Below are 20,888 nucleotides of genomic sequence, written 5' to 3' on the forward strand. Positions count from 1 at the left end.
CATAGCAGGGAGGCATGACAGCTTCCCGCTTTTCCTCTCGCCTTCCTTCGCGTGACAGCTTGCTGACCATTGCCGCTGGTGGCCTTGCTGCCTGCGGCTTTCAGCCTTTGGGCCTGTGGCCGCTGACGCTGGCCGCCTTTGCATTCCTGATCCATCGCCTGCACGTGGTGAAGACCTGGCGGCAGGCGCTGCTCACCGGATGGCTGTTCGGCGTCGGGCACTTCACTGTCGGCAATGGCTGGATTGCAACGGCTTTCACCTATCAGGCGGAAATGCCGACCTGGCTTGGCTGGATCGCGGTGGTCCTGCTCGCGCTCTATCTCGCGGTATTTCCGGCCTTGGCGACATGGGGCGGCTGGTGGCTGGCGCACACGCGGCGGGCCATGCTCCTGCCAGCCTTTGCCGCGGCGTGGATCGTGTCTGAATGGCTGCGCTCGTGGATGTTCACAGGGTTTGCGTGGAATCCGCTGGCGATGGTGACGCTGGGCGGTTTCGATCGTCCCGGCCTGGCGCTGGCGGCACAGTGGACCGGGACATATGCGCTTTCGGGCCTCGTCGTGCTGCTGGCGGGGTGGTGGCTGTTCGCCCTGCGCGCGTGGCGGCAGGGGCAGAAATGGGCAGCAGGGGCCTATGCCCTCGGGCCGGCGCTGTTGATGGTTCTGCCTTTGCATGGCGAGCGGCTGGAAGGGACATTGCCGTTCACGCTGGTCCAGCCGGACGTGCGGCAGGACCTGCTCAACGATCCCGCCAATTTCGAGAACCAGTTCCAGAAGACGGCGGCGCTGTCGCTGGCCCGCAAGCCCGGCGAGAACCGCTTGTTGCTCTGGCCGGAGAGCGGCGTGCCTGACTTCCTGCGCGAGGGCTATGCGCAGTTCTGGTACGACGAGACGACCTATGCCGGTGATCCGCTGCTTGCGCGCGAACGGCTCGGTCGGGTCGCCGGCAAAGGGGGCTTGCTGCTGACCGGAACGACCGATCTTGCCATGGAGGGGCGCAAGGTCGCGGGTGCCTGGAATGTGGTGACCGCGGTGGATTCGGCCGGAGCGATCCGAGGGTCCTATGCCAAGGCGCACCTGGTGCCCTATGGCGAGTACCTGCCGATGCGCTCTGTCCTCGAACCTATCGGCCTTTCACGGCTGGTGGCGGGCAGCCTCGACTTCTTTGCAGGGCCGGGGGCGCGCACGCTCGATCTTGGCGCTTACGGCAAGGCCGGGGTGCAGATCTGCTATGAGATCATCTTTTCCGGGCAGGTGGTGGATCGCGGGCATCGGCCGGATTACCTGTTCAATCCGTCCAATGACGGCTGGTTCGGCGCCTGGGGGCCACCGCAGCATCTGGCGCAGGCGCGGATGCGGGCAATCGAAGAGGGCTTGCCGGTCTTGAGAGCCACGACGACGGGCATCTCGGCGGTGGTGGATGCCGATGGCGTTGTCCGGCAGTTCGTGCCGCAGCATCGCGCCGGGCGCCTCGACGGCAAGGTGCCGCCACCCCACGCGCCGACGCTGTTTGCGCGCACCGGGAACATGCTCGGCCTTTTGTGGGCAGTAGCGCTTCTTTTCGTTGCGCTTGTTGCAAGCGCCACGCGGAAACGCTAAGCGGTCTGGGACATAAAGCTTTCTTTATATTGCTTGCCTAACAGCACAGGCCCTTTTGGCATAGGACTCTCGATGCGCACCGATTACCTGTTCACTTCCGAATCCGTATCCGAAGGCCATCCGGACAAGGTTTCCGATCAGATCAGCGACGCGATCGTCGACTTGTTCCTGTCGAAAGACCCCGAAGCGCGCATCGCCTGCGAAACACTGACGACCACGCAGCTTGTCGTGCTTGCCGGTGAAATCCGCTGCAAGGGCGTGTACGAGAACGGTGAATGGGCACCGGGCGCGCAGGATGAGATCGAGCGGACCGTGCGCGAGACGGTGAAGCGCATCGGTTATGCGCAGGACGGCTTCCATTGGAAGAAGTTCGAGCTCATCAACCGCCTGCACGGCCAGTCGGCGCACATCGCGCAGGGCGTCGATGCTGGCGAGAACAAGGACGAAGGCGCCGGTGACCAGGGCATCATGTTCGGCTATGCCACCGACGAGACGCCCGGCCTGATGCCCGCCACGCTCTACTACAGCCACAAGATTCTCGAGCGCATGGCCGCCGATCGCCACTCGGGCGCTGCGCCGTTCCTCGAACCCGATGCCAAGAGCCAGGTCACGTTGCGCTATGAAGGTTCGCTGCCGGTTGCGGCCACGGCGATCGTCGTCTCGACCCAGCACAAGGCGGGTTACGACGAGAACGACCCGGCCAAGCAGGCCGAGCTCGCAGCCTATGTGAAAGGCGTGATTGCCGACGTGATCCCGCCGGTGCTGCTGCGCGAGACCGAATACTTCATCAACCCGACCGGCAGCTTCGAGATCGGCGGCCCCGACGGCGACGCTGGCCTGACCGGCCGCAAGATCATCGTCGACACCTATGGCGGTGCGGCTCCCCACGGCGGCGGCGCGTTCTCGGGCAAGGACCCGACCAAGGTTGATCGTTCGGCCGCCTACATCACCCGCTACCTTGCCAAGAACGTGGTCGCAGCAGGGCTCGCCACGCGCTGCACGATCCAGATCGCCTATGCCATCGGCGTGTCGAAGCCGCTGTCGCTCTATGTCGACACGCATGACACCGGCACCGTCGGCGACGACAAGATCGAGCAGGCCATCCTCGGCATTGCCAAGCTTGGCGGCCTCACCCCGCGTTCGATCCGCACGCACCTGGGCCTCAACAAGCCGATCTACCAGCCGACCGCGGCCTATGGTCACTTCGGGCGCAAGGCCGAGGGCGACTTCTTCCCGTGGGAGCGCACCGACCTCGTCCACGATCTCAAGGCGGCGCTGGCCTGAATTGCTGGTCGGGGGAGCCGATGACGACTCCCCCGCCTGTCAGAGCCGGCCCTTCCTCGGCCCGAGATAGCCGAACAGGAAGGCGCCGACTTTCCGCATCTGGATTTCTTCCGCACCTTCGGTGATGCGGTAGCGGCGATGATGCCGGAAGATGTGTTCGAACGGCTTGTGGCGCGAATAGCCGATGCCGCCGTGGACCTGCATGGCACGGTCGGCAGCTTCGCAGACCAGCCGGTTCGCCCAGTAATTGCACATCGATACCTTGTCGGACAGTTCACGCTCGATGCGCTTGTGGCCGCCCTCTTCGGCCTCGAGGCGGTCCATTTCCCATGCCGTCTTCCGGATCAGCAGGCGCAGCATCTCGCACTGCGTGGCAAGTTCCACCAGTGGGAACTGGATGGCCTGATTGCGGGCAAGTTCCTCGCCGAAGGGCTTGCGTTCGCGCGCATAGCGCACCGATTCCTCGACGCAGAACGTCGCGGCGCCAAGCGATGATGCCGCCTGGCGGATGCGGTTCTGGTGAACGAAGCTCTGCGCAATGGCGAGCCCGCCGCCGATGGGGCCGAGGATCGCGCTGTCCGGCACCCAGACGTTGGTGAACGACACGCGCGGGTGGTCGGTCGGCATGTTGAAGGTCCACAGGTACTCCTCGATCACGAGGCCTTCGGTGGGGTTGGGCACGAGAAAGCAGGTGATGCCGCGCGCATCGCCGTGCTCGCCACTGGTGCGGGCGAAAGTGGCGCAGTGGGTGGCGACATGCATGCCCGTGGTCCACATCTTCTCGCCATCGATGCGCCAGCCCGGCACCCCATCGCGCGTTTCCGGCACGGCGCGGGTTTCCATGTGCGTGGCGTCGGAGCCATGGTTGGGCTCGGTGAGGCCGAAGGCGGTGCGGCGGGTGCGGGCAAAGCCGCCATTGATGAACTCTTGCTGCTGTTCGGGCGTGCCAAAGTGTTCGAACATGTTCACGAACGGGAAGTTGCCGACGATCGAGTGTTCGTTCTGCAGGTCGTTGTGCAGCCCCAGACCCTTGGCGGCGAAGTGGTCGCGGATCACCGCCATCCACAGGTTCTTGCCGTCCTTGCCGCCGTACTTCTTCGGCGCGGAGAACCGCCAATGCCCGGCTGCATCGGCACGGCGGGTGGCCTCCACCAGCAGTTCTTCCCATTCATGCCGCGGCAGACCGCCGCTTTCGAAATCGGTGCGGGCCCATTCGCGGCGGTGATCGAAGAAGCGGATGTTGTCGTCCGCCTGTTCGAGCGGCTTGATCTCGGCATCGATGAAGGCGTCGAGTTCGGCGATATAGGCAACGAGGTCCTGGGGTAAGTCGAAGTCCATCAGGCTTGGCTCCAGAGGGCGCGGGCGGGCGCGAGCGCGGGGTACTTGGGCATGTCGGCGGAAAGGGTGGACAGGGTGCGAGAACGGAGCGTGGCAAGAAGTCCTGCCGTTGCGAGCGACTGGCGCCCGGCGAGAATGTCCTCGGCAAGGCGCTTGTCCGCGGGGTCGGCACGCCCGGCCAGTTCGCGGCGGACGATGCCGAGCGCATTCTGGGCGACGGCCAGTTCCCAACGCTCGCGCCCCTCGAGCTTGCCCTTGACCGTGGCGGCGAGCCATTCGGAAACGGCGGTCAGGACTTCCGTTGCCGTTGGCTCGCCCCGGCTTTCGGGTGCCGGCAGCGGCGCGGCGGGGAGGAGGCGCTCGCGTTCTGCCTCCGGGGCTTCGCTTTCGAGCAGCAAGAGCAGGTCTAGCTCCTGTTCCGCGCAGCGGCGGGCGACGACGACCCGTTCCAGCGATCGATCTGTGCCGGATCGCCATGATTGCCCCATCGACAGGCAGCCAAGTGCCCACCACACTGTCCGATAGACCAGCCAGAAGCGGAAGCGGGCCGGATCGAACGGCTCACCGCCGGCGTCCTCGTAAGCGCGGGCCAGCGTGGCCACATCGGTCAGGCCGAACCCTTGCTTGTCGAGCCTGCCGAACCGCCACACCGTCATGCAGCCGTAGGCCAGGTCCTCATGCCCATCGCCGATGTGGGCCAGTTCCCAGTCGAGCACGCCGGACAGGCGGCCTGCGTCAACCATGAGGTTGCCGATGCGGAAATCGCCATGGACGACGACTGGGGATGTCGGCGCAGGCAGGTTGCTGCGAAGCCAAGCGAGGCCCAGCGCAATGACCGGACGGTCGCCACCAGCATCTTCGAACTGACGGACGAGCCCCTCCACGCCTTCGGCAGGGTCCAGCACCGGAAGGAAAGGCAGGTCTTCGGGCGAAAGCGCGTGAATGCCTGCCATGGCCGCTGCAAGATCAGAAGCAAGTTCCGGTGGAGACGAAAGCGCATGCTCGGGGTCGGCCGTGCCCGGAAGGCAGCGCATGATGAAGCCGATGCCAAGGCCGTCAGCGCTTGTGAGTTCGGCAAGGACTTCCGGCGCTTTGACACCGGAGGCGTGAGCCTGCCTGATCAGTTCGGCTTCGCCATCCATCCCCAGCGAACGCGCCGCGATCCATTCTGCAGAGGGCGCCCGGCGCAATACGAACCGGTCATCCCCGCAGGCAAACGCCCAGGATTCCATGTTCGCACCGCCGGACAGGCGCTGCAGGCCGGAAATATCGCCAGCATGGCCAGCCCTTGCCATGACCGCTTCGAGCAGCGTTTCCATTGCCTCTCCACTTCCGGCTTTGCCTGCCGGTTGGAGGCACTATCCTTAACCGATCGGTTAAAGTCCAGCGCGAATCAGTGCGTGCAATTGGTTCCCGCATGATGCGCCCATCCGCACGAGGGATGCGCCGAGATGGTCCGAAAGGCACTTTGCCTTAGAATCACAACGCGACACTTATGTTAAAGACGGATAAACCGGGGTCGGGGTACAACAAGGCATGAAGTTCCGCACCGCACGAATCATCGCCGCATTGATGGTCGCAGCCCCTGCGCTGGTTGCCACGGTGCCCGCGGTGCAGAGCCGCGCCACGGTTTCGCTGCAGGATCAGCGCGATCAGGCGATCCAGCAGCAGGTCGCCGCGATAGCTGCAGAAGGGCGTGGACGCATTGGCGTTGCCGCGATGGACCTTGACGGTGGCGGCCAGATTTTCGTCAACGCCGACATGCCGTTCCCGATGGCCAGCACTGCAAAGATCGCGGTTGCGGCAACCTTCCTCGATCTGGTGGAGAAGGGGGCGGCACGGCTCGACCAGCAGTTCCCGATGATGATGCCGGTGCGCGAAACCGGAGCACGCAGTGCCGAAGCGCCACTCCGCTCAGGCCAGATCATGACCGCGCAGAGCCTGATGGAGCTTTCCATCACGCGCAGCCATAACGAAGCTACCGACGGCTTGATCCAGGCGGTGGGCGGTTATGACAAGGTCAATCGCTGGCTCACGTCCAAGGGTATTACCGGTCAGCGACTTGACCATACGATGGCAACCCTCGTTCGCGATGACGGCAAGGTCGACGCCGCGCGGGTGATCGATGTGCGCACGTCCAGCACGCCGCGCGCCATGCTGGCGCTGCTTGCCGCCATCGATCGCGGCGACGCCCTGAGCCCTGAAAGCCGTGCCGTGCTGCTCGATACGATGACGCGGACGAGCACGGGCAAGAACCGGATTCGCGCAGGCTTGCCAGTGGGGACGCTTGTTGCCCACAAGACCGGCACGCTGTTTGGAGTGACGGACGATGTCGGCATCGTGCGACTGCCTGATGGCCGGCACCTTGCTGTTGTATTCTTCGTGACCGGCCCGGAAGGCCACACGGCTCACGCCGGCCTGATCGCGCGGATGATGCGCACGATCTATGACGGCTACAGCACGCCGATGGCCAAAAGCACGCAGGACCTCGTACGCCGCCGCTGAGGCCGGACGACCTTACCTCACACGTAAACGGGGGGGGGCGGCAAGGTGATCTTGCCGCCCCCGTTTTATTGCGCGTCACCTGCTGGCGCGCGGCAAAGAGAAAGGGGCGCGGTCCGAAGACCACGCCCCTTCTATCTCATGTAACCTGCCCTTGCGGGCGCGGATTACATCGAAGCAGCTTCGCTCGCTTCAGCCGAAGCGTCGGCAGCAGGAGCCGAAGCGTCAGCAGCCATTTCCGAAGCAGCTTCCGAAGCAGCAGCGGTTTCGGTGGCTTCAGCAGCCGGCTTTTCCGAGCAGCCAGCGAGAGCGAAGGCGGTGCCGGCGACAGCGGCGAGGATGAGCTTGCGCATGCGTTACAATCCCTGGATTGAAGTGACCAGCGCCGGGCAAGCAGCCCGCCGCAAAGCCTACTCAAGCGGTAGACTTCGCGACCCAATTAATCGGCAATTCATCGCGTTGCAAGCACAAGACGTATGCATTGTGTCACAGTTTAGCCCGGGTTTGGGCCGAACCGCCTTTTTTTTGCCCGATTTCCGTGCGTTGAGCCGAGGCCTGCTTGCGCTGGATTGAGTGTCGCCAACCCTGTCGCAAGGCGATGACGCAGGCATCCCGCCCTGCTAACACTCCCCGATGAACGAAAAGCAGCATCTCTATCTGGTCGACGGTTCGGCCTATATCTTCCGCGCCTATCACCGCCTGCCGCCGCTGACGAATCCGCAAGGGACGCCGGTCGGCGCGGTCTATGGTTACACCACGATGCTGTGGAAACTGGCCGAGGACCTGCACAAGGCCGATGGCCCGACGCACCTTGCCGTCATTCTCGACAAGGCCGGCACCTCGTTCCGCAACGACCTTTATGACCAGTACAAGGCCAATCGCCCGCCGCCGCCGGAAGACCTCGTCCCGCAGTTCCCCCTGATCCGCGACGCCACCCGCGCGTTCAGCTTGGCATGCATCGAGGAGGACGCGCTCGAGGCGGACGACCTGATCGCTTCCTATGCCCGTGCGGCGACATTGCGCGGTTGGGACGTGACGATCGTCTCATCCGACAAGGATCTGATGCAGCTGGTGGGCAAGTGCGCCACGGGCGGGGGCTGCATCGACATGCTGGACACGATGAAGAACCAGCGCATCGACATTCCCGAGGTGGTCGAGAAGTTCGGCGTGCCGCCCGAGAAAGTCGGCGATGTGCTGGCGCTGATGGGCGATTCGGTCGACAACGTGCCGGGCATTCGCGGCATCGGTCCGAAGACTGCCACCAAGCTGATCCAGGAGTACGGCGATCTCGAATCGGCGCTGGCCGCCGCGCCTGCAATGAAGGCCAGCAAGCTGCGCGAGAGCCTGATCGAGCAGGCCGAGATGGCCCGCCTTTCACGCGTGCTGGTGCAGCTCAAGGAAGACTGCCCGCTGCCGATCCCGATCGAGGACTTTGCCCTGGGCCAGATCCCGCGCGATCCGCTGGCGGCGTTTCTGGAGGAACACGGCTTCACCAGCCTGCTGCGCCGTCTCGACGATGGCAAGGGCAGCCCCGGTCCGAAGACGCAGCTCAACCCTGCCAAGCCCGAGAACAAGGCCGCCCCGGCGGCACCTGCGGGCAACCGGCAGTCGCTCCCGTCATGGCCTGCGGTTGATCTTGGCGCCTATGCCTGCATCCAGTCGATGGGCGAGCTGCAGCAGTGGATCGCGCGGGCGTTCGAAGCGCGCGTGGTGGCGATCGATACCGAAACCAGCGCGCTCGATGCGATGCGCGCCAGCCTGGTCGGTGTAAGCCTTGCGCTGGGGCCGAACGACGCTTGCTACATCCCGCTCGGCCATGGCGGGGCGGACATGTTCGCCGAAAAACCGGTGCAGATTGATCGTGCCGAGGCGATCGCAGCCTTGAAGCCGCTGCTGGAAAGCGATGCGGTGCTGAAGATCGGCCAGAACATCAAGTATGACCTCAACATCCTGGCGCGCCACGGCGTCCACGTCGCGCCGATCGACGATACGATGGTGATGAGCTTCTGCCTCGATGCCGGGCGCAGCGAGACCGGGCTTGCCGGGCATGGCATGGACGAGCTGTCCGAGCGGCACCTGCTGCACACGACGATGAAGTTCAAGGACCTGTGCGGCACCGGCAAGAAGGCGATCTCCTTCGCCGAAGTGCCGCTGGCCGACGCCACCCGCTATGCCGCAGAGGACGCCGACGTGACGTGGCGTTTGCATCGCCTGTTCCAGCCAAGGCTGGTCGATGAGGCGGGGATGCGGATCTACCAGAAGGTCGATCGCCCGCTGGTGCCGGTCGTCGCGATGATGGAGCGCAATGGCATCAAGGTGGATCGTGAGCGGTTGTCCGGCCTCTCCACCGAGTTTGCCGCGCAGATCGCCCGCCTCGAAGGCGTGATCTTCGAAAAGTGCGGACAAAGCTTCACCATCGGCAGTCCCAAGCAACTGGGCGAGATCCTGTTCGACAAGCTCGGCTACAAGGGCGGCAAGAAGGGCAAGACCGGGCAATACTCCACCGACCAGTCAGTGCTTGAAGGGCTGGCCGCACAAGGCGCGGAAGTGGCGACTCTGGTATTGGAATGGCGCCAGTTGTCGAAGCTCAAGTCCACATATACCGATGCTTTGCAAGCCGCGATCAATCCCGAGACCGGGCGCGTGCACACCAGCTACAGTCTCGTCGGTGCGCAGACCGGACGCCTCTCGTCGAACGAGCCCAACCTGCAGAACATCCCGATTCGCACCGAGATCGGCCGCCAGATCCGCGATGCCTTCGTGGCAGAGCCGGGCAATGTGCTGCTGGCCGCGGACTACAGCCAGATCGAACTGCGCCTCGCCGCGCACATGGCCGACGTGCCCGCGCTGAAGGAAGCCTTCGCTGCTGGCGAGGACATTCACGCGCGCACCGCGATGGAGATGTTCGGCACGGTCGACCGCGATACGCGCGGGCGGGCCAAGACGATCAACTTCGCCATCCTCTACGGCATCAGCCGCTGGGGCCTTGGCGGGCGTCTCGGCGTCAGCGCGGACGAGGCGCAGGCTATGATCGACCGCTACTTCGAACGCTTCCCCGGCATCCAGCGCTATATCCACGAGACGTTGGAGAGCGTGCGCGAATGCGGCTATTCGCAAACGCTGTTCGGGCGCAAGACGTGGTTCCCGCGCATCGGCTCGAAGAATCAGGCCGAACGCCAAGGCAGCGAACGCGCAGCGATCAACGCGCCGATCCAGGGCACCAGTGCCGACATCATCAAGCGGGCGATGGCCCGGATGATGCCGGCTCTGGCCGAAGCAGGCTTGCCCAACGTGAAGATGCTCCTGCAGGTCCACGACGAACTCGTGTTCGAACTGCCGGAAGGCGATGTGGAAAAGGCCAAGCCGGTGATCGAGCGGGTCATGGCGACGGCGGCCGAGCCTGCGGTGAAGCTCAGCGTTCCGCTTGGCGTGGAGATCGGCACTGGCTTGTCATGGGGCGCAGCGCACTGACGGTCAGTTCAGCGCCGCGTATTGCGCCAGATCGGCGGTGCCGAGCGTCAGGACCTGATCGTTCGGCACCGAGTTGGTCAGCGCGTAGAACGCCGAGGCCTTGTCGGGCCCGAGGCCCATCTCGCGGTAGTAGTCGAGATAGGCGCGGTTGACCGGGTCGGATGCGGCGAAATCGTCGGGCTCGTGGCCGTCGTCGTCGATCCACGAATGGACGACGAATTCGGCATCAGGAGCGGCGCTGCGGCTTGCGCCGGCAAGGAACAGCTCGACCGCGCCGGAGCGGACCGAGCCATGTTCGGGCACCAGCGTGGTGATGCCTGCCGCGCGGATCATCCGGCCAAGGCGAAGGTTGGCGTGATCGTCGACCGTGCCGGGGCAGTCCGGCATTTCGAGCATGCGAATGCCGGGGAAGACGCGGAGCATCTTCTGGAAGTCCGCAGGCGAATAGCTGTCGGTTTCGGCTACCAGCGCCGCCCGGCTGCCGTCCAGCACTTCGAACGGTCCGAAACTGGCCACGCCTTTCACGTCGGCGCGGGGCAGTCCGGCAATGCGTTCGGAGCCCGGCTCCTCGACCTCGACGACCGTCGTTTCGGTCCAAGTGACGCCGTTTTCCACCCACGCCCGTGTCGTTACCTCGCGCGTCGTCACCTCGCGCGCCAGCACCGGCTGGCATGCAAGCATGGCGAGTATCGCGGGGAGAAGGGCGCGGCGGAACATGATCAGCCTTTTCCGCGCGCGCGGATTGCCGAATTGCCAAGGGACGCGGTTAAGATCGCTTCACCATGTCCCGCGACCGGCTGCGGATGCCTCGAAAATGGCCGCATCCCGCCGCCGCTAAGCCGATGGCCCTGCTAGGCTACGTAGCATTGCGGATGGAGTGGAGGACCGATGGTCGCGCTGGTGTCGACGGTGGCCTATCTCGGGCTCGAGGCGCGCGCGGTGGAAGTGCAGTGCCAGGTGGCGCCCGGTTTGCCCGCGTTCCGGCTGGTCGGCCTGCCTGACAAGGCCGTTGGCGAAAGCCGGGAGCGGGTTTCCTCGGCGCTTTCCGCACTCGGTCTCGCCCTGCCGCCCAAGCGGATCACGGTGAACCTGTCACCAGCCGATCTGCCCAAGGAGGGCTCGCACTACGATCTGCCGATCGCGCTCGCCTTGCTGGCCGCGATGGGCGTGGTCGATCTCGAACAGATCGCCGACTATGTGGCAGTGGGAGAGCTGGCGTTGGACGGCCGCGTACTGCCGTCACCGGGCGTCCTGCTCGCCGCGCTCCATGCCAGTGGCGAGGACAAGGGCCTGATCTGTCCCGCCGCGCAAGGGCCTGAGGCGCGCTGGGCGAGCGGGATTGACGTGATTGCCGCGCCGGACCTTATCGGCCTGCTCAATCATCTGAAAGGGCAGCACCGCCTGCCGCAGCCTTCGCAGGGCGTGGCAGAGCCTCTGCGCCGCATGGCCGACCTCAAGCAGGTCAAGGGCCAGGAAACCGCCAAGCGCGCGCTGGAGATCGCCGCTGCCGGTGGGCACAATCTCCTGATGATCGGGCCGCCGGGCGCGGGCAAGTCGCTGATGGCCTCATGCCTGCCCGGCATCCTGCCGGAGCTGACCCCGTCCGAGGCGCTGGAGGTGTCGATGGTGGCATCGGTCGCAGGTACGCTGGAGGATGGCCGCATCAGCCGCGCCCGGCCATTCCGCAGCCCGCATCACTCGGCATCGATGGCAGCGCTCACGGGCGGTGGTCTCAAGGTGCGGCCGGGAGAGGTCAGCCTCGCGCACCTCGGCGTATTGTTTCTCGACGAACTGCCCGAATTTCAGCGCGCCGTGCTCGATTCCCTGCGCCAGCCGCTGGAAACGGGCGAGGTCACCGTTGCCCGCGCCAACGCGCACGTGACCTTCCCGGCGCGCGTGCAACTGATCGCGGCGATGAACCCGTGCCGCTGCGGACATCTGGGCGATCCGGCGCTGGGGTGCAGCCGCGCGCCGCGCTGTGCAGGAGACTACCAGTCCAAGGTGTCAGGCCCGCTGCTCGATCGCATAGACCTGCATGTCGAAGTCGATCCCGTCTCCGCTGCCGATCTGGCGCTCCCGCCTCCGGCGGAAGGTTCCGATCAGGTGGCGGCGCGGGTGGCTCGGGCCAGGGCCGTGCAGGTCGCCCGGCTCGAGGGGACCAGCGCCCGCAGCAACGCCGAGCTGAACGGCGATCTGCTGGACACCCACGCCACACCGGACGAACCCGGGCGCAAGTTGCTCGCACAGGCCGCCGAAGCCATGCGCCTCTCCGCGCGGGGCTATACCCGCATGTTGCGCGTGGCGCGCACGATCGCCGATCTGGCAGGCGCCGACACCGTGGGCCGCATCCATGTTGCCGAGGCGCTCAGCTATCGCCGCATTGCGCCTCGGGCTTGAGGTTTACAGATTCCGCCCCAGAAAGATCAGCAGCATCGCCCCGATCACCGAGGCCAGGCAGCCGGCGCGGTTCACGCCTTCGCCGAATGGCCCGCCGCTGCGCCAGCTGGCGAACAGGCCTGCCACAAGCGCGCCACCTATGCCCAGCAGCACGGTCTTGAGAAACCCTATGTCGACATCGCCGGGATAGAAGAACCGCGCCAGCACGCCGACCACCAGACCGGTGAAGACAATCGAGATCAGATTCAGCACACCTGCACTCCGTTCCTGTGGACACCACATATGGTGCCGGTTGACGGGTTCTTGTCCACAAGTTGGTGACGGGCGGCAAAAATATTTCGACCGGCGTCGTTTCGCCCTTGAAGTGCAGGAAAGTCCACGCGTCGCTGCACTGCACAATGATGCGCCCGGCGACGAAGCGAATCGCACGTGCGACGAATCGAGTCTGCCTGCGGATGTTTACCCTCTTGTGTCTGAATCCCGTTGAGGCACTATGGGTTGTGGTCGGGCTTCAGGGGGACCTCTAAACCTAGTTTAGAGCGCTTGGGCGTGTTTTGCGCGCAATGGCAACGCTTTGCCTGCGCGCGCGGCATCGGGGCCGTGACCAGGGTATTTCGGAGCCGAGCGCCTGCGGAACAACTTGTTCCACTTTCGTTCCGTCTCCTGTAGGATTGGGCCACTCGCCCGATTCGAGTGTCGATTGATCGCCCGGGCCTTGGCCGCGGGGTGCGAACGGGGGTTGAACGTGGATTTCAGAACTGGAGACGGCTCCGTGGTTGCGCAGGACGAACTGGCGCTGGCAAGCGCTCCGGCTGCGGCCGGTGAAGCAAAGGCGATGGATATGGACGCCAAGGACGCAGGCAGCGAAGCGCTTGTCGCCGGCATGGCGGCAACGGTTGCGGCCGCTGCCGTGGCCGCCGCGCCGGTCAGCGATTCCAAGAAGGTCAATCCGCGTCGCTTCTCCATCGTGACGGACGACAGCCGCGATGCGCGCCTGACCGATTTCGGCAAGGACACCCTGGACGACCGATATCTGCTCCCCGGCGAGAAGTATCAGGACCTGTTCGCGCGCGTGGCAGATGCCTATGCCGACGATCAGGAGCACGCCCAGCGCCTCTACGACTACATCTCCAAGCTGTGGTTCATGCCGGCAACGCCGGTTCTGTCGAACGGCGGCACCGGGCGCGGCTTGCCGATCTCGTGCTACCTGAACTCTGTGGATGACAGCCTCGAAGGCATCGTCGCCACCTGGAACGAGAACGTCTGGCTCGCCTCGCGCGGCGGCGGCATCGGCACTTATTGGGGCAAGGTCCGCGGCATCGGTGAGAGCGTCGGCCTCAACGGCAAGACCAGCGGCATCATCCCGTTCGTGCGCGTGATGGATTCGCTGACGCTGGCGATTTCCCAGGGTTCCCTGCGTCGCGGTTCGGCCGCCTGCTATCTCGACGTCTCGCACCCCGAGATCGAGGAGTTCCTCGAGATCCGCAAGCCGAGCGGTGACTTCAACCGCAAGGCATTGAACCTGCACCACGGCGTGCTGCTGACCGACGAGTTCATGGAAGCCGTGCGCGATGGCGCCGAATTCCACCTGCGCAGCCCCAAGGACGGCTCGGTCCGCAGCACGGTCGATGCGCGTTCGCTGTTCCAGAAACTGGTCGAAACCCGCCTTGCCACGGGTGAGCCCTACATCGTGTTCAACGACACGGTGAACCGCATGATGCCCAAGCATCACCGCGATCTGGGCCTCAAGGTCTCGACCTCGAACCTCTGCTCGGAAATCACCCTGCCGACCGGTCGCGATCACCTCGGCAACGATCGCACGGCGGTGTGCTGCCTGTCCTCCTTGAACCTTGAGACCTGGGACGAGTGGAACGGCGACAAGCGCTTCATCGAGGACGTGCTGCGCTTCCTCGACAACGTGCTGCAGGACTACATCGACCGCGCCCCGAACGAGATGGCCCGCGCCAAGTATTCCGCCGCGCGCGAACGCTCGGTCGGCATGGGCGTGATGGGCTTCCACTCCTTCCTCCAGCTCAAGGGCATTGCCTTTGAAAGCGCGATGGCCAAGGCGTGGAACCTCAAGATGTTCAAGCACATCGCGGCCAAGGCGGACGAGGCTTCGATCCTGCTCGCGCAGGAACGCGGCGCGTGCCCGGATGCTGCGGAAATGGGCGTGATGCAGCGCTTTTCCTGCAAGATGGCAATTGCCCCCACCGCATCGATCTCGATCATCTGCGGCGGTACGTCTGCCTGCATCGAGCCGATCCCGGCCAATATCTACACGCACAAGACCCTGTCCGGCTCGTTCGTGGTCGAGAACCCGTACCTCAAGAAGCTGCTCGCGGCGAAGAGCAAGGACTCCACCAACGTCTGGAATTCGATCCTCGAGCAGGGCGGCTCGGTCCAGCACCTCGATTTCCTGAGCCCGGAAGAAAAGGCCGTGTTCAAGACCAGCTTCGAGATCGACCAGCGCTGGCTGCTCGAATTCGCGGCCGACCGCACGCCCTACATCGACCAGGCCCAGTCGCTGAACCTCTACATCCCGGCCGACGTCGACAAATGGGACCTGATGATGCTCCACTTCCAGGCATGGGAGAAGGGCATCAAGAGCCTCTACTACCTCCGCTCCAAGTCGGTCCAGCGCGCGGGCTTTGCCGGCGGCGTCGAAGCGGACAACACCGCCGAGGCCCCGAAGATCGAACTGTCGGCCGGCCCGACCGACTATGAGGAATGCCTGGCCTGCCAGTGATGGCCGCGCCGGCAATTCCCTTGGCCTGAGCCAACTCGTGCTTTCTCCGGCAGCTCTTGCACGTCATCGGACGTCAGCCTGGCTGCCGGGGAGCGCATCCCCGTTACACCCCGCGACACTTTGCGGCTGGCGCACCTGTGCGACAATCCGCGACAAGACTTGTGCTTGCACGATCCCAGTCAGGCCCGCTAAGGCGGTCATGTCTAATGTTGCGATCAATTCGCATTATCAAAGGGGTTCGTTTCATGCGCAAGTGGCACCGCTGGATCACGGTGTTCTTCGGGGTCTTCATGATCTGGATGGCCTTCACCGGCGTCGCCAGCCACGTGACCGCGCTCTGGCCAGCGGGCGAGCAGGCCGGGCCTCCACCCGTTCCGCAGGGCTTCGTCTGCCCCGAAACCATGATGTGCCGGCCCAAGGCACCTCCGGGCGGCATGAAGTCGCTGGTCGGGTTCTTCCACCATCTCCACTCGGGCGAGGAATTCGGGCCCGTCGGCACGGCGATCTCGCTGATGACGGGCTTTGCGCTGCTGTTCTTCAGCATCTCGGGCCTGTGGATGTATTTCTCGATGTGGAAGAATCGCAAGGACCGCAGCCTCAAGCCCGGCTGGTTCTGGAAGTAAAGTGCAAGAGGCTTGCCCACCCCGCTGCGACTAGGCTCGCCTGCGGCTCGCCAAGTCTCGCGGCCCTCCCGCTTGCGGGAGGGCTTGGCACGGCGCTCTCATCTCCCCTCCCGCAGGCGGGAGGGGCCGGGGGTGGGCATGCGCGCAAGCGCAACCCACAGAGAAAGAAAAACGCCCCGCCTTTCGGCGGAGCGCTCTCCGGTCGCGTGGCACGACCTGGTCCCGAAGGGGGCGGGACGTTCTTGCGGTCCGGCACCGGGCGATCCGCCGGGACAGGACAGCGGGAAGGCCTCGCTGCCTTTCCGGACTTATTCTTCCTCGAGCATGCCCCAGGCCACGTCGCCGTTGGCCGAGAGGCGCACCTTGTCGCTCTCGATTTCGGCAACGAGCCCGGTGGAAAGGTAATGATGGTGGCCCGAATGGGTTCCACCTTCGTACCCTGCGCCCGAATCCTTCTTGGTCAGCTTGATCCGGTCACCCTCGACGCCATCGACGGTGCCGATGTGCACGCCATCCGCGCCAATCACTTCCATGTGTTCACGGATGCCGGACGAGCCTTCAGAGCTGTTGCCGTAGCCCATCTGCTCGCCGCTGCGCTCTCCGCCGCCTATCTGGCCCTGCTGCTGGTCGAATTGCGACTGCTGGCCGCTCGATCCTTCGTTCCAGCGCTGGCCACCGTCCTGCTGCTCGGCGCCGCCGGGGCTGCGCATGCCGCTGTCGGACGACTGGTTCATCTGCTGCTGCTGCCGCTCGCCAGCGTTGGCACCGGTGACGTTGCGCGAGTCGTTGGGTTCATATTCGCCCATGGCAATTCTCCTGCGAATCCAGAGGTTTTGAAAGGACACCGCGATCCGCGCGTCCATGCCCCATTAACCAAGCCTTGCGCTCGCTGTTCCGCCCTGAAACCGGGCGCCGCGCCAGTCCGATGGCCCCTGTCGCCGGGCCGAGGGTTCCTGCCCCAAAGGGCACGATTCAATCGCGTGGAAAACCCCGCCACTATCCCCCGCAAAGGCCGCCCCCGCGCTTTTGCCTGACCGCATCAGACCTTACATTCAAAGAATCAGCACAGGACACCGCCATGCCCCTTCTTGAAGCCCGCCCGACCTACAAGCCCTTCGAATATCCCTGGGCCTACGAATTCTGGAAGCGCCAGCAGCAGATCCACTGGATGCCCGAAGAAGTGCCGCTGGGCGAGGATTGCCGCGATTGGGCTCAGAAGATTTCCGAGCATGAGCGCAACCTGCTGACGCAGATCTTCCGCTTCTTCACCCAGGCCGACGTGGAAGTGCAGAACTGCTACCACGAACAGTACGGCCGCGTGTTCAAGCCGACCGAGATCAAGATGATGCTCGCCGCCTTCTCCAACATGGAGACGGTGCACATCGCCGCCTATTCTCATCTGCTTGACACCATCGGCATGCCCGAAAGCGAATACGGCATGTTCCTCGAGTACGAGGAGCTGAAGGCCAAGCACGATTACCTGCAGACTTTCGGCGTCGACAACGACGAGGACATCGCCCGCACGCTCGCCATGTTCGGCGGCTTCACCGAAGGGCTGCAGCTCTTCGCCTCGTTCGCCATGCTGATGAACTTCCCGCGCTTCAACAAGATGAAGGGCATGGGCCAGATCGTCTCGTGGTCGGTCCGCGATGAATCGCTCCACTGCGAAGGCATCACCCGCCTGTTCCACGCCTTTGTGAAAGAGCGCGGCTGCCTGACCAAGGCGGTGAAGGAAGACATCATCGACTGCTGCCAGAAGACGGTGCGCCTCGAAGACGCCTTCATCGACCTCGCCTTCGAACAGGGCCCGGTCCCGGGCATGAGCGCCAAGGAAATCAAGCGCTACATCCGCTACATCGCCGACTGGCGCCTTTCGCAGCTCGGCCTGCCCGCGATCTACATGATCGAGGACCACCCGCTCCCCTGGCTCGCCCCGCTGCTCAACGGCGTCGAACACGCCAACTTCTTCGAAACCCGCGCGACGGAATACTCGAAGGCGGCGACGAAGGGTGACTGGAATACGGTATGGTCGAGCTTCGACAAGCGCCGCAGCGCGAAGTCGGCGGCGAATGTGGAAGCGCCGGTTGAGGTGGATATCGATATGTTCGGCGCTGCGGGGATTGCGGCGGAGTGAGTTCGGCGGAGTTGAAAAAGTAAGAAGGGATTGATGCGAGGGGCTCAGCCCCTCGCGCTCCCAGAACTAGCGTGTATGCACGCCGTATCCAGAATTTCTCCAAAAAATCCCAGAATTTAGGGAATACATACAGAAAGGGCTTTTGCCGAACGGATCTGTATGCTATGTATCGCCCATGAACGATATCTTGGACATGTTGCAGGAGCGCCTTTCTAAGGCCCGTGCGCGCGTCGAGAAGTCCCAGAAGGCACTGGATACAGCGGTCGCTGAATTGGCCGATGTCGAGGCAGCGATTCGTGTTCTGTCTGACATGACCGGCCAAAGTTCGATTGCCCCAAGGGCATCGCAGACGGAAACTGTCTCGGAACGACAAGCGAACATCATAAGCTTGCTGCCGAAAGTCGATAGCGAAGGCATTGAACCAAAAGCCCTTCACGAGCATTTCTTGCTTGCCCATCCAAGCGACAGCGTAACGCTGGATGTGCTGAGAACGACGTTATGGCGTATGAAGGATCGACGCCAAAAGTTCACGTGGGAAGGGAAGGCGTGGACCGTTGAGAGCGACAATGGCAGGTACTGGAAAAGCTTATGTGAGGATCATTATGACCTCTAACTTCCAGCATTCCATTTCGTCCGGAAATCATTTCCAGGCATTCGTAGCCCATACAGAGGAGATGCCTATCGAAATCCGCTAACGTTATCGAACGCAAAAAGGGCTGACCAAAGGCCAGCCCCTTCGGCGTTATCGCGCGTCAGGAAACGCAAGATCACGGCTTCGAGAACCAAGATTTTGCAATTCCTGACGCTTTGGTCAACACAAAAGCGAAGGAGTGAGCCATGCAGAATGATGCAGGCTTCATCTTCCGCCAGTGTATTACGCTGCGCAACGGACAGAGGATCTGCAAGCCCAAGGGGCAGGCATTCCGCATTCCGATCAGCAAGCAGCGTCGCACTGAGTGCGAAACAGCAAACGACAACTGACCTGAACTGGTGGCCGGCGGCACGAGCCGTCGGCCCATCAAGCAGCGCATTGCTGATCTCAGCGGAGGGCGAGGCGCAGGTCGTGGCTGTACCCGTCGAGTTCCACCACGATCATCAGTTCCCGGCACACGAAGTCGGCGAACTCTTGCTCCCAGCCTGCCAATGGTGCCACATGGTCATCATGCCTCTCGATTTCTCCCCACTCGCAAACGCCGTCGCTCGTCTCGACGAGGGGCTGACCCGTTTCCGCGCTGATGAAAGCGATGCGCAGATTCGCGATGGGCTAATCCAGCGGTTCGAATTCACATATGACCTTGCCCACAAGATGCTCCGCCGCGCGCTGGAGGCGGGTGCAGCCAATCCGGAGGAGATTGACCGGCTGACCTTTCCTGATCTCATTCGCACCGGGGTGGAGCAGGGGCTTGTCGCCGGGCAGTGGGCTGAATGGCGCACGTTCCGCGAGATGCGCAACATCACCTCGCATACCTATGACGAGGCCAAGGCGGTGCAGGTTGTCGCCGCGATCCCGGCGTTTCTTGCCGAGGCGCGCGCCCTGCTGGACCGTTTGTGGGCGCGGGCGTGACAGCCGGTTTGCATCTTTCGGATGAGGAACTGGCCGAGGTCCGCGCAATACTGCAGCAGTGGCTGCCTGACGGTGCAACCGTCCGCGTTTTCGGCAGCAGGGCAGGCGGCAAGCCCAAGCCATGGTCCGATCTCGATCTGGCGCTTCTTGCGGTTGACGCACTGCCGTTGTCAGTGATGGCCGCATTGCGGGAAGCATTCGATGAATCGGCGCTGCCGTGGAAGGTCGACCTCGTCGATTGCCGCAGCGTCTCGCCGGAATTCGCCGCGATCATCGACCGTGACGGCGTGGCGCTTCTCTGACATAGCACCCCCATGCAACTCGATGACCAGCTTCGCCGCTATTTCGGCACCGATGATCTGACCGCCGTCACCCCCGATGCCTTTGCGGCGGGGATCGAGAAGATGCTGGTCGATTTCGGGCTGGAGAAGGACCGCGCCCGCCGGTTCGGGCTGTGGTCCCTGCTGCACATGCTTGGGTCTGCGCCCGATCTCGACGTGGCGTTCAAGGACGCTGACGACCGCGAGGCGGCGCGCAATTTCATGGACATGGTCGCCAGGGCCCAGGATGTAAGCGGTGCCGGAAACGCTGGCTGAACTGCCGCTGCTGAAGATGGCGCTGGCGTGGCTGGCGCTGGCCAACCTTCACACCTTCACCGCCTTCTGGTTTGACAAGCGTGCCGCGCTGCGCGGGCACTGGCGTACGTCCGAAGCAACCCTGCTGATGGGGGCGCTGCTTGGTGGCACGCCCGGCGCGTTCCTGGCGCGGCGGGTCTTCCGGCACAAGACGCGCAAGCAGCCTTTTGTCGGTCGGCTCCGGACCATTGCATTCCTGCAGATCGTGGCCCTTGGCGGCGCGGCGGGATGGTATGCGGGCGGCATGGTTCAGGTTTGAGGCAATCGCCGTTTGACGGCGCTGCGCGAAGCGCGCACTCTCTGCCCGGACGGAGGGTTGAGCCATGCCGGCATTGTTCTGGGGATTTGTCGCAATCGTGATCCTTGTGCTGGGGCTGGCGCTCGTTGCTCTCAAGCCGCAGGCCGATGCGTCCGAGCGGCGCCGGGAATCCGGCGACAGGTCGGGCGGCATGTGGTGGGCAACCGACGCCGGCAGCGGCGATTGCGGCGACGGCGGCTGCGATTAGTCCACGCGAATAGCGCATAGGAAAAAGGGCGGCTTCCCCCCGGACGCCGCCCTTCCCGTAACCCGCAAGGCGGGCTGGATCGTTCGCCGG

Annotated in this window: 22 protein-coding genes; 16 read left to right on the forward strand and 6 right to left on the reverse strand. The window is 64.1% G+C overall.

Annotated features, from left to right (window positions below):
- Positions 1-14: 14 nt before the first annotated feature.
- Together lnt and metK are read left to right on the forward strand one after the other, a co-directional pair.
- Positions 15-1,595, forward strand: a complete 1,581-nt coding sequence (gene lnt, locus HGI46_RS17575) for an apolipoprotein N-acyltransferase (RefSeq protein ID WP_168905290.1) — start codon at positions 15-17, stop codon at positions 1,593-1,595.
- 72 nt (positions 1,596-1,667) lie between these two features.
- On the forward strand, positions 1,668-2,879 hold the full coding sequence (metK, locus tag HGI46_RS17580; RefSeq protein WP_168905291.1) for a methionine adenosyltransferase: 1,212 nt from the start codon (positions 1,668-1,670) through the stop codon (positions 2,877-2,879).
- A 39-nt stretch (positions 2,880-2,918) separates the two neighbouring features.
- Here the strand turns inward: metK and HGI46_RS17585 are convergent, their stop codons facing one another.
- Both HGI46_RS17585 and HGI46_RS17590 read right to left on the reverse strand, forming a co-directional pair.
- Entirely contained in the window at positions 2,919-4,217 is a 1,299-nt protein-coding gene (locus tag HGI46_RS17585) for an acyl-CoA dehydrogenase (RefSeq protein WP_168905292.1), read from the reverse strand.
- A complete protein-coding gene (locus tag HGI46_RS17590) occupies positions 4,217-5,536 on the reverse strand; it encodes a phosphotransferase (protein ID WP_168905293.1) in 1,320 nt (439 codons plus the stop codon). Before HGI46_RS17590 ends, HGI46_RS17585 begins: the two co-directional genes overlap by 1 nt.
- Positions 5,537-5,753: 217 nt before the next feature.
- Between HGI46_RS17590 and HGI46_RS17595 the strand changes: the two genes are divergently transcribed.
- Positions 5,754-6,722 carry a serine hydrolase gene (locus HGI46_RS17595; RefSeq protein ID WP_118072978.1) on the forward strand — a complete coding sequence of 323 codons (969 nt, stop codon included), beginning with the start codon at positions 5,754-5,756 and terminating at the stop codon, positions 6,720-6,722.
- A gap of 164 nt (positions 6,723-6,886) precedes the next feature.
- Here HGI46_RS17595 and HGI46_RS17600 read toward each other — a convergent pair whose 3' ends face one another.
- Positions 6,887-7,072, reverse strand: coding sequence for a hypothetical protein (locus HGI46_RS17600; RefSeq protein ID WP_168905294.1), 186 nt, complete (start codon positions 7,070-7,072; stop codon positions 6,887-6,889).
- Here HGI46_RS17600 and HGI46_RS17605 point away from each other — a divergent pair.
- Together HGI46_RS17605 and polA are read left to right on the forward strand one after the other, a co-directional pair.
- Positions 7,071-7,292 (forward strand): hypothetical protein, encoded by a 222-nt coding sequence (locus HGI46_RS17605; protein WP_168905295.1) that lies wholly within the window; start codon positions 7,071-7,073, stop codon positions 7,290-7,292. The genes HGI46_RS17600 and HGI46_RS17605 overlap by 2 nt on opposite strands.
- A gap of 60 nt (positions 7,293-7,352) precedes the next feature.
- Positions 7,353-10,190, forward strand: a complete 2,838-nt coding sequence (gene polA / locus HGI46_RS17610; protein ID WP_168905296.1) for a DNA polymerase I — start codon at positions 7,353-7,355, stop codon at positions 10,188-10,190.
- A 3-nt stretch (positions 10,191-10,193) separates the two neighbouring features.
- Here the strand turns inward: polA and HGI46_RS17615 are convergent, their stop codons facing one another.
- A complete protein-coding gene (locus tag HGI46_RS17615) occupies positions 10,194-10,907 on the reverse strand; it encodes a hypothetical protein (protein ID WP_168905297.1) in 714 nt (237 codons plus the stop codon).
- Positions 10,908-11,078: 171 nt separating this feature from the next.
- Between HGI46_RS17615 and HGI46_RS17620 the strand changes: the two genes are divergently transcribed.
- Positions 11,079-12,587, forward strand: coding sequence for a YifB family Mg chelatase-like AAA ATPase (locus tag HGI46_RS17620; protein ID WP_168905298.1), 1,509 nt, complete (start codon positions 11,079-11,081; stop codon positions 12,585-12,587).
- A gap of 3 nt (positions 12,588-12,590) precedes the next feature.
- On the opposite strand, the gene HGI46_RS17625 is transcribed toward HGI46_RS17620, so the two are convergent.
- The gene (locus tag HGI46_RS17625) at positions 12,591-12,839 is read right to left on the reverse strand and encodes a GlsB/YeaQ/YmgE family stress response membrane protein (RefSeq protein WP_168905299.1); all 249 of its coding nucleotides are present in this window, start codon (positions 12,837-12,839) and stop codon (positions 12,591-12,593) included.
- Positions 12,840-13,359: 520 nt separating this feature from the next.
- Between HGI46_RS17625 and HGI46_RS17630 the strand changes: the two genes are divergently transcribed.
- Together HGI46_RS17630 and HGI46_RS17635 are read left to right on the forward strand one after the other, a co-directional pair.
- Complete coding sequence (locus HGI46_RS17630) at positions 13,360-15,336, forward strand: ribonucleoside-diphosphate reductase subunit alpha (protein WP_346766771.1); 1,977 nt, start codon at positions 13,360-13,362, stop codon at positions 15,334-15,336.
- Between the two features lie 206 nt (positions 15,337-15,542).
- A complete protein-coding gene (locus tag HGI46_RS17635; RefSeq protein WP_277346378.1) occupies positions 15,543-15,959 on the forward strand; it encodes a PepSY domain-containing protein in 417 nt (138 codons plus the stop codon).
- A gap of 308 nt (positions 15,960-16,267) precedes the next feature.
- Here HGI46_RS17635 and HGI46_RS17640 read toward each other — a convergent pair whose 3' ends face one another.
- Complete coding sequence (locus HGI46_RS17640) at positions 16,268-16,540, reverse strand: DUF2171 domain-containing protein (RefSeq protein ID WP_168905349.1); 273 nt, start codon at positions 16,538-16,540, stop codon at positions 16,268-16,270.
- 497 nt (positions 16,541-17,037) lie between these two features.
- Here HGI46_RS17640 and HGI46_RS17645 point away from each other — a divergent pair, with 497 nt between their 5' ends.
- The 8 genes from HGI46_RS17645 to HGI46_RS17680 all read left to right on the forward strand — a co-directional run bounded on the left by HGI46_RS17645 (position 17,038) and on the right by HGI46_RS17680 (position 20,798).
- Positions 17,038-18,093, forward strand: a complete 1,056-nt coding sequence (locus tag HGI46_RS17645) for a ribonucleotide-diphosphate reductase subunit beta (RefSeq protein ID WP_168905302.1) — start codon at positions 17,038-17,040, stop codon at positions 18,091-18,093.
- 175 nt (positions 18,094-18,268) lie between these two features.
- Entirely contained in the window at positions 18,269-18,706 is a 438-nt protein-coding gene (locus tag HGI46_RS17650) for a hypothetical protein (protein ID WP_168905303.1), read from the forward strand.
- Between the two features lie 224 nt (positions 18,707-18,930).
- Positions 18,931-19,074, forward strand: coding sequence for a hypothetical protein (locus HGI46_RS17655; RefSeq protein ID WP_168905304.1), 144 nt, complete (start codon positions 18,931-18,933; stop codon positions 19,072-19,074).
- 82 nt (positions 19,075-19,156) lie between these two features.
- Complete coding sequence (locus HGI46_RS17660) at positions 19,157-19,657, forward strand: nucleotidyltransferase substrate binding protein (protein ID WP_346766767.1); 501 nt, start codon at positions 19,157-19,159, stop codon at positions 19,655-19,657.
- On the forward strand, positions 19,654-19,959 hold the full coding sequence (locus tag HGI46_RS17665; RefSeq protein WP_168905305.1) for a nucleotidyltransferase domain-containing protein: 306 nt from the start codon (positions 19,654-19,656) through the stop codon (positions 19,957-19,959). The genes HGI46_RS17660 and HGI46_RS17665 overlap by 4 nt, the downstream gene beginning before the upstream one ends.
- Before the next feature lie 12 nt (positions 19,960-19,971).
- Complete coding sequence (locus HGI46_RS17670) at positions 19,972-20,253, forward strand: hypothetical protein (RefSeq protein WP_168905306.1); 282 nt, start codon at positions 19,972-19,974, stop codon at positions 20,251-20,253.
- The gene (locus HGI46_RS17675) at positions 20,234-20,551 is read left to right on the forward strand and encodes a DUF1294 domain-containing protein (protein ID WP_346766768.1); all 318 of its coding nucleotides are present in this window, start codon (positions 20,234-20,236) and stop codon (positions 20,549-20,551) included. Before HGI46_RS17670 ends, HGI46_RS17675 begins: the two co-directional genes overlap by 20 nt.
- 64 nt (positions 20,552-20,615) lie before the next feature.
- Positions 20,616-20,798 carry a hypothetical protein gene (locus HGI46_RS17680; RefSeq protein WP_118072988.1) on the forward strand — a complete coding sequence of 61 codons (183 nt, stop codon included), beginning with the start codon at positions 20,616-20,618 and terminating at the stop codon, positions 20,796-20,798.
- The last annotated feature ends 90 nt before the right edge of the window (positions 20,799-20,888 follow it).

The organism is Novosphingobium sp. ERW19, from assembly GCF_012641315.1.
Taxonomy (GTDB): Bacteria; Pseudomonadota; Alphaproteobacteria; order Sphingomonadales; family Sphingomonadaceae; genus Novosphingobium.